The 14,027-nt window shown below is 67.1% G+C and carries 10 protein-coding genes; 5 read left to right on the forward strand and 5 right to left on the reverse strand.

Annotation, left to right across the window (positions count from 1 at the left end; genetic code table 11):
- Window positions 1–267 precede the first annotated feature (267 nt).
- The 4 genes from BES08_RS24915 to BES08_RS24930 all read left to right on the forward strand — a co-directional run bounded on the left by BES08_RS24915 (window position 268) and on the right by BES08_RS24930 (window position 7,546).
- Window positions 268–1,317, forward strand: a complete 1,050-nt coding sequence (locus BES08_RS24915; RefSeq protein ID WP_036526524.1) for a tyrosine-protein phosphatase — start codon at window positions 268–270, stop codon at window positions 1,315–1,317.
- A 124-nt stretch (window positions 1,318–1,441) separates the two neighbouring features.
- Complete coding sequence (locus tag BES08_RS24920; protein WP_036526667.1) at window positions 1,442–4,195, forward strand: TonB-dependent receptor; 2,754 nt, start codon at window positions 1,442–1,444, stop codon at window positions 4,193–4,195.
- A 113-nt stretch (window positions 4,196–4,308) separates the two neighbouring features.
- Entirely contained in the window at window positions 4,309–4,548 is a 240-nt protein-coding gene (locus BES08_RS24925) for a hypothetical protein (protein ID WP_036526522.1), read from the forward strand.
- Between the two features lie 229 nt (window positions 4,549–4,777).
- Entirely contained in the window at window positions 4,778–7,546 is a 2,769-nt protein-coding gene (locus BES08_RS24930; RefSeq protein ID WP_036526519.1) for a bifunctional aconitate hydratase 2/2-methylisocitrate dehydratase, read from the forward strand.
- A gap of 369 nt (window positions 7,547–7,915) precedes the next feature.
- Here BES08_RS24930 and pcaDC read toward each other — a convergent pair whose 3' ends face one another.
- From pcaDC to pobA, 5 genes are read right to left on the reverse strand one after another with little or no spacing between them, the layout of a single operon-like run.
- Window positions 7,916–9,094 carry a bifunctional 3-oxoadipate enol-lactonase/4-carboxymuconolactone decarboxylase PcaDC gene (gene pcaDC, locus BES08_RS24935; protein ID WP_036526518.1) on the reverse strand — a complete coding sequence of 393 codons (1,179 nt, stop codon included), beginning with the start codon at window positions 9,092–9,094 and terminating at the stop codon, window positions 7,916–7,918.
- A gap of 2 nt (window positions 9,095–9,096) precedes the next feature.
- Window positions 9,097–10,242 carry a lyase family protein gene (locus BES08_RS24940; protein ID WP_069709556.1) on the reverse strand — a complete coding sequence of 382 codons (1,146 nt, stop codon included), beginning with the start codon at window positions 10,240–10,242 and terminating at the stop codon, window positions 9,097–9,099.
- Window positions 10,239–10,934: a protocatechuate 3,4-dioxygenase subunit alpha gene (gene pcaG, locus BES08_RS24945; RefSeq protein WP_036526665.1), complete on the reverse strand. Its 696-nt coding sequence runs from the start codon at window positions 10,932–10,934 to the stop codon at window positions 10,239–10,241. Before pcaG ends, BES08_RS24940 begins: the two co-directional genes overlap by 4 nt.
- Complete coding sequence (pcaH, locus tag BES08_RS24950; RefSeq protein WP_086013115.1) at window positions 10,924–11,628, reverse strand: protocatechuate 3,4-dioxygenase subunit beta; 705 nt, start codon at window positions 11,626–11,628, stop codon at window positions 10,924–10,926. The genes pcaG and pcaH overlap by 11 nt, the downstream gene beginning before the upstream one ends.
- A gap of 54 nt (window positions 11,629–11,682) precedes the next feature.
- Window positions 11,683–12,864, reverse strand: a complete 1,182-nt coding sequence (pobA, locus tag BES08_RS24955) for a 4-hydroxybenzoate 3-monooxygenase (protein WP_008833443.1) — start codon at window positions 12,862–12,864, stop codon at window positions 11,683–11,685.
- Window positions 12,865–13,013: 149 nt separating this feature from the next.
- On the opposite strand from pobA, the gene BES08_RS24960 reads away from it, so the two are divergent.
- The gene (locus tag BES08_RS24960; RefSeq protein WP_036526514.1) at window positions 13,014–13,907 is read left to right on the forward strand and encodes a helix-turn-helix domain-containing protein; all 894 of its coding nucleotides are present in this window, start codon (window positions 13,014–13,016) and stop codon (window positions 13,905–13,907) included.
- Window positions 13,908–14,027 lie beyond the last annotated feature (120 nt).

Below are 14,027 nucleotides of genomic sequence, written 5' to 3' on the forward strand. Positions count from 1 at the left end.
GGCTTTCATGGCGCTCATGATAGTGAAGGCCCGACTGGCTGTCCCGCTCCCGTAGCAGACAACGCGCCTGCGATCGAGCGATACCCGCGTGTTGCGGCCGTTGTGGTATTGCCGGAAAAGTGTCATTCAACGGACATACATTCGTTCTATCTGTCACGACCGAGGAAGACATCGTCGGCATCGGCACGCTGTTCCACAAGAGATTCCGCCTTCCGGCGCGCGCTACCTGTTCGGCGTCCTCCTCCATTACTGACCGGGACAAATACCATGCGAAAGATCACCGCGACTGTCTTGCTGACCGCTCTGCTACTGACAGGCTCGCCCGTCGTGGCGCGGGAGCTGGCGACGCTGACCCGCCTTGATGCTTCGACCGTGGAACTGAAGCGCGACGATACTGCTCCGGTAGCGGTGTGGATCAGCGCCGACACCGTGCTGGACAAGGGCGACCAGCGCTTTGCCGCCGCCAGCAAGGACGGCGTGCTGAAGCTGCCGATCGCGGCGACGGACCGGCGCTACGTGATTCTCGAAGGGAAAGGCGGTAAAGGCCGCAACGTCGTCGCCGAGCGCGTGCTGCCGTTGGAGCAGGGCAGCAACTTCCGCGATGTCGGTGGCTACGTCACCAAGGACGGGCATATGGTGAAGTGGGACAAGGCGTTCCGCTCGGGCGCGATGCCGCTGCTGACGGATGCGGACTATGCGCTGCTCGGACAGCTAGGCATCGGCAACGTCGTCGACTTGCGCTCGATCGAGGAGCGCGAAATCGCGCCGGACCAGCTCGACGATAAGGTCGGCGCGCTGTTCATCGCCAACGACTATTCGCTGAAGCCGCTGATGGCGAAAATGGGCCAGGGCGGCGGCGAGAACATGTATGCGGGCATGGAAAAGATGCTGGCGCCGCAGTTCCGCTCGCTGTTCCGCCGCCTGATCGCGGACGAGGGCGCGGTGGTCTACCACTGCTCGGCCGGGCAGGACCGCACCGGCATGGCGACGGCGCTGCTCTACGACGTGCTCGGCGTCGATCGCGAGACGATCCTGAAGGACTACCATCTCTCCACCGAGCTGCGCCGCACGCAGTTCGAGATGCCCAAGGTGGACCCCAAGGACTATCCGAACAACCCGATCCTGAAGTATTACGTTGCGGGCGAGGACGGAAAACCGCGCAAGGCGGAGCCGCTCTATACGCCCTCCGGTGCCTCGCATCTGGCGCAGTTCTTCACGTACCTCGACAAGCAGTACGGCGGTTCGGAAGCCTACTTGCGCACGCTCGGCTTCACCGATGCGGACTTCGCGAAGCTGCGCAAGACAATGCTGGACTGATGACCTGCGACGGCTGATTACAATTTCTCACTATTTGCGGATGGGCGGCGTGACTGCGCCGCCCTAACCGCAGTGCATGGCATCCGCACCTTGCATCCCGCTCCGTCACCGCGCATTCGGCGCCTTGCTTACGTCCGCCGCGATCATGGCGCCGCAGGGAGCCGAGGCGCAGCAGCAGGCTGCTCAGGCGGGCGGGGGAGCGCCGGCTCAGGTGAGTTCCGGCGACGGGGATGACATCGTCGTTACCGGGCAGGCCCTGCCGGGCGCGGTGATTGGCGACATTCCTCCGGAGAACAAGCTGGGTCAGGCCGAGATCGCCTCCTACGGCGTCGATTCCATCGCCGAACTGCTCGACGAACTGGCCGACCAGACCACCAGCATCGCCGGGCGCGATGCCTCGAGCGGGCCGGTGGTGCTGGTCAACGGCAAGCGCATCTCGGGCGTCAACGAAGTCGGCGACCTGCCGGTGGAATCCGTGCTGCGCGTGGATATCCTGCCCGAGGAAGTCGCGATCAAGTACGGCTACGACGCGCAGTCCAAGGTCGTGAACATCATCCTCAAGCGGCGCTTCCAGTCCAAGGTCGTGAACCTGGGCGGAGGCATGTCGGGCGAGGGCGGCGGCGGGCAGGGCACGGGGGCCTTCACCTATACCAAGATCCGCGACAACGACCGCCTCAACATCACCGGCAAGGCGACCAGCCAGGCCGCGATCCGCGAGAGTGACCGCGACATCACCGCCGATCCGGACAGCACCGTCACCCCTGTCGATTCCATTCCGGGCGAGAGCGACTACCGCACCGTCCAGGCATCCACCCGCAGCTACGCGCTGGGCGCCAGCCTTGCACACCAGCTGAGTTCGAACGCCACCGCCTCGTTCAACGTCAAGGGCACGTACCAGACCAGCCGCTCGCTCGACGGGCTGGCGACCGGGGAGCTGACGGTCCCCGCGGACAGCCCCTATGCGGACGGCACCGAGAACACGTTCACCCGCTATCTCTCGCAGGACCCGCTGCGCAAGGCGGTGAACACCGGCGGTGTCTCGGCGGGCGGCACGGTCAACGTCGATCTTTCGACCCGCTGGAAGCTCTCGGTGATCGGCAGCTACGCACATTCGGAATCGGAGACGCGGGCCGACAACGGCTATGACGTGACGACGCTGCAGGATGCCCTCGATGCGGGAAGCGCGGGCGTCGATCCCTATGGCACGCTTTCGCCCGCGCTGCTGGGGAACATGATCGTCAATCGCGCGAAGTCGAACTCCGACACCGGCAGCGCCAGCATGCTCGTCTCGGGCAAGGTGCTGCCGCTGCCCGCCGGCGACCTTGGCGTCAGCCTGAAGCTGGGGGGCGATTTCACCGCGCAGTCCTCCACGAGCGTGCGGGACGGCATGGCGAGCAGCGGCGATGCCGACCGCACCAACGGCAGCGCGCGCCTGAGCGTCGACATTCCGCTCACCAGCCGCAGCAGGGGCGTGCTCGGCGCGATCGGGACGCTCAGCGTCAACCTCAATGCGGGGGTGACGCAAGTATCCGACTACGGCAGCGTTGCGACTTTCGGCTATGGCCTCAACTGGCGCCCGCGCGACGGGATCACCGTGATCGCGGCGATGAACCAGGACCGCAGCGCGCCCAGCGTCGCCAACCTCGGCGATCCGACGGTGACCACCAGCAACCAGCGCGTCTACGACTACGTGACCGGCCAGACCGTGCTGGTGACCGCGATCACCGGCGGCAACCCGAACCTCAAGGCCGACGACCGCCGCAGTTTCAAGCTGGGGCTCAACGCGCAAGTGATGAGCACGCCCAAGCTCAATTTCAGCGCCACTTACGTCAACAGCCGCAACCGCAACGCGGTGCTATCGCTGGGCGGCGTGACGCAGGCGGTGGAGGACGCCTATCCCGACCGCTTCGTGCGCGACGAGGACGGCAACCTGCTGTCGGTCGATGCGCGGCCGGTCAACGTCTACCGCCAGCGCAGCGAGCAGGTGCGCTGGGGCTTCAACCTTTCGGCGCAGCTGCGCAAGCCTACGCGTCCGCCGCGCCCGCCTGCGGGTACGTGGGGCGCGCGGGGGGCGGGCCGCCGAAGCGAAGCGAACGGAGAGGCACCGCCTGCACCGCCCTCCGGCGAGGAGCGTCTGGCCGAGGGGCGCGGCCCCGAGGAGGGCACCGGCAACGAAATCACCGTCAACGGCGAGCGTGAACGCGCCGCCGAGGCTCCGGGCTTCGGGCGACCGCCGGGCGACCGCGGCGACGATGGCATGGGGCCGGCCGATGGCATGGGCCCGCCGCCTGACGGCATGGGGCCTCCCCCGGGAGAAGGTCCCGGCGGCGGTCCGGGCGGCTTTGGAGGTGGTCCGCGCGGTCCCGGTGGTCCCGGCGGCAGGGGCTTCGGTGGTGGCGGCGACAACGGCGTGCGCCTGCTCGCCTCGCTCTACCACACCTGGGTGCTGCGTCAGGACGTCCAGCTTACGGAAGGCAGCCCGACCATAGATCTGCTTGATGGCGGCACGATTACCGGCTCGTCCACGCCGCGTCACAAGGTGCAGGGCAGCCTCGGCCTGATCGACAACGGCCTCGGCCTGCGTCTGGAGGGCAACTGGCAGAGTTCGGCGGACGTCACCGGCAGCAGCTCGGCCTCGGGCAACCTGCATTTCGCCTCGCTGGCGACGGTGGACCTGCGTGTGTTCGCCAATCTCCAGAACCGCTTCCGGGGTAAGGACTGGGCACGGGGCACGCGGGTGAGCCTGTCGGTGGAGAACCTCTTCAACCAGCGCCAGAAGGTCACCGACGACACCGGCGCGACGCCTTACGCCTACCAACGCGATTATCTCGATCCGATGGGCCGCACGATCCTGCTGTCGCTGCGGCGCATCTTCTGAGACATGGGCTTGACAGATATTCTCAATCAAATAACTTGAGAATATCTCAGGTCGTCATTCCGTCGCAGTCGCGCGGCTGGGTTTCGATCGAAAATATGCGAAAGGAAGCTCGGATGCCCACGTCCCGCAACGATTTCCATGTTTTCCGTCGTGGTCTCGAATGGGCCGTCAGCCTGCACGGGGTCGCTCTCGACGTCTTCGCCAGCCAGAAGGCCGCGCTCAACCGCGCGATCGACGCCGCGCACCAGATCGGCATGCAGGGCAGCGAGGCGCAGGTCCTTCTGATCGAAAGCAATAGTTCGCCCCGGCCGCAGTGGGTCTTCGGCCATCATCCCTATCCGCCGACGGCCTGATCGAGGGCCGGACAGACCTTGAAGACAGGGAGCAGGAGCCCGGTTGACCCGTTCAACCGGGCTCCTGCTTTTCAAATGTACTGTGCAGATGCAAAAAACGGCGCTTTTGCCGTCATCCAGTGCCTTGCCAGTCGGTCCCTGTTGGCGTACCGGGGCGCCATCAGCCACTAGGCCGGTCAACGATACCTGTCATGGTGGCTCCCGCCCACTCCATGACGTAGGGATCACGATGAGCCTATACCTAGATTACCTCGCCGAAATCGAAAGCAGGAAAAATCAGGGGCTCGCGCCCAAGCCGATCGACGACGGCGCGCTCATCGCGGAAATCATCACCCTCATCGAGGATACCGGCAGCGAATACCGCGCCGACGCTCTCAAGTTCTTCATCTACAACACGCTTCCCGGCACCACCAGCGCGGCCGGCGCGAAGGCGGCGTTCCTCAAGAAGATCATCCTCGGCGAAGCCACCGTCGCCGAAATCACCCCGGCCTTCGCGCTCGAACTGCTCTCGCACATGAAGGGCGGTCCTTCGATCTCGGTGCTGCTCGACATCGCGCTCGGCGATGACGCGGCCATCGCCGCCGAGGCGGGCGAAGTGCTCAAGACCCAGGTGTTCCTCTACGACGCCGACATGTTCCGCCTGCGCGACGCGCTTCTGGCCGGCAACGCCGTGGCGAAGGGCGTGCTGGAAAGCTACGCCAAGGCCGAATTCTTCACCAAGCTGCCCGACGTCGAGGACGAGATCGAAGTCGTCACCTTCATCGCCGGTGAAGGCGACATCTCGACCGACCTGCTCTCGCCGGGCAACCAGGCGCACTCGCGTTCGGACCGCGAACTGCACGGCCAGTGCATGATCTCGCCCGAAGGCCAGCAGGCGATCGTGGCGCTCAAGGCCGCGCACCCGGGCAAGCGCGTGATGATGATCGCCGAGAAGGGCACGATGGGCGTCGGCTCTTCGCGCATGTCGGGCGTCAACAACGTGGCGCTGTGGACCGGCAAGCAGTCCAGCCCTTACGTTCCCTTCGTGAACTACGCCCCCGTCGTCGCGGGCACCAACGGCATCTCGCCGATCTTCGCGACCACCGTGGACGTGACCGGCGGCATCGGCATCAACCTCAAGAACTGGGTCAAGCAGATCGGCGAGGACGGCAAGCCGATCCTCAACAACGACGGCAACCCGGTGCTTGAAGAGAAGTTCTCGGTCGAGACCGGCACGATCCTCAAGATCGACGTCAAGAACAAGAAGCTGACCGACGAGGCCGGCAACGAACTGGTCGATGTCGCCGCTGCGTTCACCCCGCAGAAGATGGAGTTCATGAAGGCGGGCAGTTCCTACGCCATCGTCTTCGGCAAGAAGCTCCAGACCTTCGCGGCTGAAACGCTGGGCGTCGAGGCACCCACCGTGTTCGCTCCGAACAAGGAACTCACCGTCGAGGGCCAGGGCCTGACCGCTGTTGAGAAGATCTTCAACCGCAACGCCGTGGGCGTCACCCCGGGCAAGGTGCTGCATGCCGGTTCGGACGTGCGCGTCAAGGTGAACATCGTCGGTTCGCAGGACACCACCGGCCTGATGACCGCGCAGGAACTGGAAGCGATGGCGGCCACCGTCATCTCGCCGCTGGTCGACGGCGCCTACCAGTCGGGCTGCCACACCGCTTCGGTGTGGGACAAGAAGGCCCAGGTGAACATCCCGAAGCTCATGTCCTTCATGAACAACTTCGGCCTGATCACCGCGCGCGACCCCAAGGGCGTCTATCACGCGATGACCGACGTGATCCACAAGGTGCTCAACGACATCACCGTGGACGACTGGGCGATCATCATCGGCGGCGACAGCCACACCCGCATGTCGAAGGGCGTCGCCTTCGGCGCGGACTCGGGCACCGTCGCGCTGGCGCTGGCCACCGGTGAGGCGACCATGCCGATCCCGCAGTCGGTCAAGGTGACCTTCAAGGGCAAGATGCAGCCCCACATGGACTTCCGCGACGTCGTCCACGCCACTCAGCAGCAGATGCTGGCACAGTGCGCGGGCGAGAACGTGTTCCAGGGCCGCATCATCGAAGTCCACATCGGCACGCTGCTGGCCGACCAGGCCTTCACCTTCACCGACTGGACCGCAGAGATGAAGGCCAAGGCCTCGATCTGCATCTCGGACGACGAGACCCTGATAGGCTCGCTGGAAATCGCCAAGTCGCGCATCCAGATCATGATCGACAAGGGCATGGAGAACGCGACGGGCACCCTAGCGGGCCTGATCGCCAAGGCCGACGCCCGCATCGCCGAGATCCGCTCGGGCGAGAAGCCGGCGCTGTCGCCGGACGCTTCGGCCAAGTACTTCGCCGAGGTGGTCGTGGACCTCGACATCATTGATGAACCGATGATCGCCGACCCGGACGTCAACAACCCGGACGTCTCCAAGCGCTACACCCACGACACGATCCGCCCGGTCTCGTACTACGGCGGCACCAAGAAGGTGGACCTCGGCTTCGTCGGCTCGTGCATGGTGCACAAGGGCGACATGAAGATCATCGCCCAGATGCTCAAGAACATCGAGAAGACCGAGGGCAAGGTCGAATTCAAGGCGCCGCTCGTCGTCGCCCCGCCGACCTACAACATCGTCGACGAACTCAAGGCCGAGGGCGACTGGGAAATCCTCCAGAAGTACTCGGGCTTCGAATTCGACGACATCAACCCGAAGACCGCCAACCGCACCGCATACGAGAACATCCTCTATCTCGAGCGTCCGGGCTGCAACCTGTGCATGGGCAACCAGGAGAAGGCATCGAAGGGCGACACCGTCCTCGCCACCTCGACCCGTCTGTTCCAGGGCCGCGTCGTCGAGGACACCGCGAACAAGAAGGGCGAATCGCTGCTCGCCTCGACCCCGGTGGTCGTGCTCTCGACCATCCTCGGCCGCACGCCGAGCGCGGACGAGTACAAGGCGGCCGTCGAAGGGATCGACCTGACCAAGTTCGCCCCGGCCCAGACGGCGGCTTGATCGGCGTAGTGTCGAAGGTCCGGCTGACCAAGCCGGACCGGACGCATTGGTTATGAAAATGGCGGCGCATGCACCTCGCATGCGCCGCCATTTTTTTGTGCCGTAATCGTAGGGACAGTTGGCTCCGAAACGTCGAGTGCTGATCGAGACAGTCATTCCCGCGAAGGCGGGAACCCATCTCCTACCCTCACGGGTGGGACCGTCATCAGCTGGGTCCCCGCCTTCGCGGGGATGACGATCGTGGTAGCTTGTGATGGCATCGGATGGACTCACCCCTCGTCATTGCGAGCGTAGCGAAGCAATCCAGGGCGGCGCTGAACAGCTCTGGATTGCTTCGCTGCGCTCGCAATGACGATCTGGGGTTACACCCTAGGCTGCGTCGATCTCCGCGATGATCCGGCCCGCTTCGGCGAAAGCGGTGTTGGCGGCGGGCACGCCAGCATAGATCGCGGTCTGCATCAGCACTTCCTTCAGCTCCTCGCGGGTGAAGCCGTCCTGCTGCAGTCCGGAGCGGACGTGGAGCGCGAACTCCTCCCAGCGGCCGAGGCTGGCGGTGATGGCCAGCACGATCAGACGGCGGGTGCGGTCGTCGAGGCCGGGGCGGCTCCAGATTTCCTGCCAGGCGATGCGGGTGATCATCGACTGGAACTCGGCGTTGAACGAGGTGCGCGCGGCCAGCGAGCGGTCCACCCATGCGTCGCCCAGCACGCGGCGACGGTTGAGCAGACCCGCCTCGAACAGGGACTGGGCGGCGGTGTCGGCTTCGGCGGTGTCGGTCAGGAAGCGAATGAGCGCGGCGCCCAGCGCGGCCGGGCTCTCGATCGGCGGGAGGTGCGAGGAATCCAGATGTACCACCTCGGCGCCGGGGATCGCGCTTGCCAGATGCTCGCCGTGGCCGGTGAAGGGGGTGGAGGTGTCCCGGTCGCCCGCGACGATCAGTGTCGGCACGGCGATGGCGGGCAGGCGCTCCGCCAGTTCCATGTCGCGGATCGCCGCGCCGCAGCCCGCATAGCCCGCGTCCGCCATGGCGACGAGGTTCGCGCGCAGGCCCTGCGCAACCGCGGGATGGCTGCGCACGAAGCCGGGCGAGAGGAAGCGCCCCATCGCGAGTTCGGCGATGGCCTGCGTGCCCTGCGCGCGCACGGTCTCCACCCGGGTGTTCCACGAGGCCGCGTCCATGTGCGCCGAGGTGCACACGAGCGCCAGCGCCTCCACGCGGTCCGGGGCGTCGAGCGCCATCTGCATGGCGATCATCCCGCCCAGCGAGACACCGGCGATGGCCGCGCGCGCGATGCCCGCCGCGTCCATCACCGCGGCGACGTCGGCCGCCAGCCCGGCCAGCGTATAGTCGCCATCGGGCGCGTCCGAGGCGCCGTGGCCCCGGGTGTCGATGCGTAGCACGCGAAAATGCGGGAGCAGCGCGGGCAGCGCGGTGTCCCACAGGCCCATGTCGGTGCCGATGGAATTGAGCAGCACCAGCGCGGGGGCGTCGGCGCGGCCGTCCAGCTTCCAGTAGAGCCGGAGCCCGTCATGCATTGCGAAGGGCATGTCTATCCTTTCCGTTCGATCTTCAGCAGCGCGGCGGTGATGCCCGCGCTCTCGCCGATGTCGCGGCCGGGTCCGGCCGCGTCGAGGTTGCGGGCGATGGCGCCTGCGTCGATTTCCAGCCCCTCGGCGACCACGGCCAGCGCATCGAGGCTGCCTGAGGCGAGGCAGAACAGTTCGGCGAGGGCGGGCGCTTCGGCCTGCCATCCGCCGAGGCCGCGCTCTTCCTCCTGCGGCAAGCCGCCCAGCACGCCGGCGACGAGGCCGGGCGCACGGGTGGCGGCGGCAAGGGCGACCTGGCAGCCGGTGGGATTGCGCTTGTGGGCCATGGCGGATGAGCCGCCGCGCCCGGGAATGGCGGGCTCGCGCGCTTCGCCCACGCCGTTCTGGGCGAGCAGGGCGACGTCGCGCGCCATCTTGCCCGCCGCGCCGATCAGGATGCCGAGCGAAGCGGCGATGGCGGCCACCCCGCCGCGCCGCCCGTGCCACGGCGGCGACGGCGTCAGGCCGAGCTGGGCGGCCATGCGGCGCGCGACCGCTTCGCCCTTGCCGTCCATACCGGCACGGGTTCCGGCGGCTCCGCCCAACTGCACGCAGGCATGCGCGGCGATCTCGGCGGAAAGGCGCGTGGCGGCCTCGACGATCCCGGCGCGCCAGTGGGCGATGCGCAGGCCGAAGCCGATCGGCAAAGCGTCCTGCAGCAAAGTGCGGCCGATCGCCGGGCGCTCCGCCTCGGCCTGCGCCAGCGCCGCCAGTGCGGCATCGATGCGCGTGGCGTCGGCCTGCAGCAGCGCATGCGCGGCGACGACCTGCCGCATCATCACGGTATCGGCCACGTCCTGGCTGGTCGCGCCCTTGTGCGCCAGCGGGGCCACGTCAGGGGGGAGCGCCGCGCGCAGGCGCGCCACCAGCGGGATCGCGAGGGTTCCGGCAAGCGCGGCCTCTTCGGCCAGCGCCGCCGGGTCGATCTCCAGCGCGGCGCAGGCCGCCGCGATGGCCTGCGCGGCCCCGGCAGGGATCACGCCTTCGACCGCCTGCGCCGTCGCCAAAGCGCTTTCGAAGGCGAGGGCATGGGCGATAACCGCCGCGTCGTCATGGACGGCGAGCATCGATGCCGTGGCGGCGGCGCGCTGGGCGATGAGGCGGCTCACAGGTCGAAGAACACCGTTTCCCGCTCGCCCTGAATGACGATGTCGAACCACCACGTCCCGTCCTCGCGGCGGCGGGCGATCAGGGTGTCGCGGCGCTCCTCGGGGACCTGAGCGAGCACCGGGTCGGTCTCGTTGCCCTCCGCGCCTTCGAAATAGAGGCGGGTGGGCAGGCGCTTGAGCACCCCGCGCCCGAACACCGAAACCGCGATGTGCGGCGCCTGCACCGTCATGCCCGGTCCCGGAACGCGGCCGGGCATGACGGTGCGGAAGCGGTAGACGCCGCTCTCGTCGGTCGATGCGCGGCCGAACCCGGTGAAGTTCGGGTCGATCGCCAGGTCTTCGCGCGGGTCGTCGGCGCTGCAATAGCGACCGGCGGCGTTAGCCTGCCAGATCTCGATCATCGCGTCGCTGACCGGATCGCCGTTGCCGTCGTAGACGCAGCCCGCCAGCGCGATCACCTCGCCCTCGGGCGCGTCCTTGGGCGCGCTGACGTTGAGGATGTAGTGCGCCTCGGGGAACAGCTCGGGCCGCGCGCCCATCTCGGACGCGCCGACGAGGTCCGCGCCGCCCTTCCACGGCAAACCGTAGTGGAAGAAGGGACCGACCGTCTGCGAGGGGGTCTGGCCGAACAGCGCGGGATCGAGGTTGTCGCTACGGGGAGCGGCGTTGCGGGTTTCGAGATCAGTGGTCATGGTGGTCATCCTCGAACGGGGTCTGGTCGCGGCCCTTGAGCACCACGTCGAACAGGTAGCCGAGCGCCCAGTTAGGCACCGTCGTCGCGATGTCGAAACGGCAGACCATGCGATTACGGTAGGGCATCGGCACGGCGTTGGCGATCGGGTCGATCTCGATCAGCGGATCGTCGGGGAAATAGAGCTGCGTCACGAGCCGCGTCGAGAAGGCCGGGCCAAGCAGCGAGAGATGGATGTGCGCCGGGCGCCATGCATTCTTGTGGTTGCCCCAGGGATAGGCGCCGGGACGGATCGTGGTGTAGCTGTAGCGGCCCTGATCGTCGGTGATCACGCGGCCCGCGCCGGTGAAGTTGGGGTCCAGCGGCGCGTCCCAGTTGTCCTTGCCGTGGATGTAGCGCCCGGCGGCATTGGCCTGCCAGATCTCCATCACGGTATTGGGCACCGGCCGCCCCCGATCGTCGAGCACGCGGCCCGAGACAACGATGCGCTGGCCTTGCGGCGGCGCCTCGTGCTGGGCGGTGAGGTCGGCCATCGCGCCGCCCATCAGCTGGTCCCAGCAGCCGGTCGGGCCGGTCGTCTCGGTCAGCGTCTGCTGCAGGGGAAGCGGCGCGAGCGACGGGCTGCGCAGGCCCGTCGAGCGGTAATCCGGGACGAGCGATGGCGGCGATCCAGCATCCTCAAGGGCATAGGGCAGAACTTCAGTCACGGGTCATGGCTCCGGAACGGGGTTGATTGGAAGGGGCTGTCATCAGGCGGTGCCCATCGGCAGCCCGACGTAGTTCTCCGCCAGCGTGCGCTGGGCGGCGCGCGAGCCGCGGATATAGTCGAGTTCGGCGGCCTGGATGCGGCGGGCGAAGCCGTCCATTTCCGGGAAGCGGTGGGTTATCGAGGTGAACCACCAGGAGAACCGCTCCGCCTTCCACACCCGGGCGAGGGCGCGGGTGGAGTAGCCGTCGAGCCCGGCCTGGCTGCCGCCGCGATAGTGCTCGACGAGCGCTTCACCCAGGAACATGACGTCGGAAACCGCGAGGTTCATACCCTTGGCCCCGGTCGGCGGGACGATGTGCGCGGCGTCCCCGGCAAGGAACAGGCGGCCCCAGCGCATCGGCTCCGACACGAAGGAGCGCAGCGGCGCGATCGACTTCTCGAAGCTGGCTCCGCGCGTCACGCGCGACGCCGCCTCGGGGCCGATGCGCAGGCACAGTTCGTCCCAGAAGCGTTCGTCGGGCCAGTCTTCGATGCTCTCGTCCAGCCCGCACTGGATGTAGTAGCGGCTGCGCGTGGCCGAGCGCATCGAGGCGAGGGCGAAGCCGCGTTCGTGGTTGGCGTAGATCAGTTCGTGGTCGGCGGGTGGCACGTCGGCAAGGATACCGAGCCAGCCGAAGGGATAGACCCGCTCGAAGGTACGCAGGACATCGGCGGGGATGCTGGCGCGGCTGACGCCGTGGTAGCCGTCGCACCCGGCCACGAAGTCGCAGCGCAACTCGTGCGCCTCGCCGTCCTTGTGCCAGCGGACCACGGGGGCATCCGTGTCGAGGCCCTCCAGCGTGACGTCTTCGGCGTTCCATTCGATCCGCAGGCCGCGCGCGGGGGCGGCTTCGAACAGGTCGTGCATGACTTCCTGCTGGCCGTAGACGGTCACCGCGCTGCCGCCGGTCAGTTCGGCCATGTCGATGCGGAACAGCGAACCGTCGAGCGAGATCTGCGTGCCGCCGTGGACGAGGCCCTCGCGATCGAGCCGCTCGCCGAGGCCGAGGCGGTGCATCAGGTCGGTGGTGACCTGTTCGAGCACGCCCGCGCGCACGCGGCCTTCGACGTAGGCCCGGTCCCGCCGCTCGATGACGATGGCGTCGATGCCCTCTGCCGCAAGCAGATGTGCGAGAAACATACCGGCCGGGCCGGCGCCGATGATGGCAACGCTGGTGCGCATGAAAATCCTCTCCTGAGCTGTCAGGGGCTTGTTGACGTGGGCCGCTGCAGCTCCGTGCTGTGCCGCCATCCTACTCCCGCGGGCCCCGATGGACATGGCAGCGCCGACATATTACTTGGATGAAACGACAGCCCGCAAGGTAAGCGCTCTTGAGCAAGCATACGGTCCCTTCCTTCTACCTCTACGGAGAAGCGCCAAGGCTGGTGCACAAGGACTTCGTCCACGTCGAAGCGCTGGTCGACCGGTCACGCCCCAGCGAATGGACGATCCAACCGCACGCGCATTTCGAGCTGAACCACATCTTCGTTCTACTCTCCGGCGGCGGAGCGATGAAGGCGGACGGCGCCCTGCTGCGGATCGAGGCGCCGGGCTTCCTGCTTGTGCCTGCATCGACCGTGCACGGCTTCGAATGGCTGGAGGACAGCGAGGGCTTCGTCGTGACCGTGGGCAGCAGCTACGTCGCCGACCTCAACGCTGCTGACGAAACCCTCGCCGACCTCTTCGCGCGGCCAAGGGCGGTCGGCTTCGCGGCCGGGGAAGTCGAGCACGTGCGCCGGATCGTCGCCGACCTCGTGCGCGAGTTGAACTGGGCTTCGGTGGGGCACCGCGCGGCGGTCAGCGCGGCGATGCTCTCCCTGCTAGTGGTCGCCATCCGCAGCATGGACGCGCCGGCGGCAGCGGGAGCGCGCGCAGGTGTCCACGCCTCGACCGTCGCGCGCCTGCGCGAACGGATCGAGCGGCGGTTCCGCCTGCGCGAGCCGATCTCGAGCCACGCCGCCGCGCTGGGGGTGAGCGAGACCGCCTTGCGTGCTGCCTGCGCCAAAGTGGCGGGACGCTCGCCCGGCGAGATGCTCGACGAGCGGGCCTTGCTGGAGGCGCAGCGGGCGCTGCTCTACACGAACCTGTCCATATCGGAGATTGGGTTCTCGGTCGGCTTCGCGGATCCGGCTTATTTCAGCCGGTTCTTCCAGCGCAAGCTCGGCCTGTCTCCGCGCGCCTACCGCACGAAATTTGCTTCCCGGGCCGTGGTCCTGCTCGATTGAATGCCGCCTTCGCGGGAATGACGGCGCTACGATCCTCGATTTTCATTGCGAGTGCAGCGATCGAGGAGTGCATTCAGAATTGCAGCCGGAAGAAGCCTTTATATTGGTCAGGTCATTTTT

The organism is Novosphingobium resinovorum, from assembly GCF_001742225.1.
GTDB lineage: Bacteria > Pseudomonadota > Alphaproteobacteria > Sphingomonadales > Sphingomonadaceae > Novosphingobium > Novosphingobium resinovorum_A.

Coding starts and splice junctions, on each gene's coding strand:
- BES08_RS24915 (WP_036526524.1), top strand. CDS start 268: ATGCGAAAGATCACCGCGACTGTCTTGCTGACCGCTCTGCTACTGACA.
- BES08_RS24925 (WP_036526522.1), top strand. CDS start 4,309: ATGCCCACGTCCCGCAACGATTTCCATGTTTTCCGTCGTGGTCTCGAA.
- BES08_RS24930 (WP_036526519.1), top strand. CDS start 4,778: ATGAGCCTATACCTAGATTACCTCGCCGAAATCGAAAGCAGGAAAAAT.
- pcaDC (WP_036526518.1), bottom strand. CDS start 9,094: ATGCCCTTCGCAATGCATGACGGGCTCCGGCTCTACTGGAAGCTGGAC.
- pcaG (WP_036526665.1), bottom strand. CDS start 10,934: ATGACCACTGATCTCGAAACCCGCAACGCCGCTCCCCGTAGCGACAAC.
- pobA (WP_008833443.1), bottom strand. CDS start 12,864: ATGCGCACCAGCGTTGCCATCATCGGCGCCGGCCCGGCCGGTATGTTT.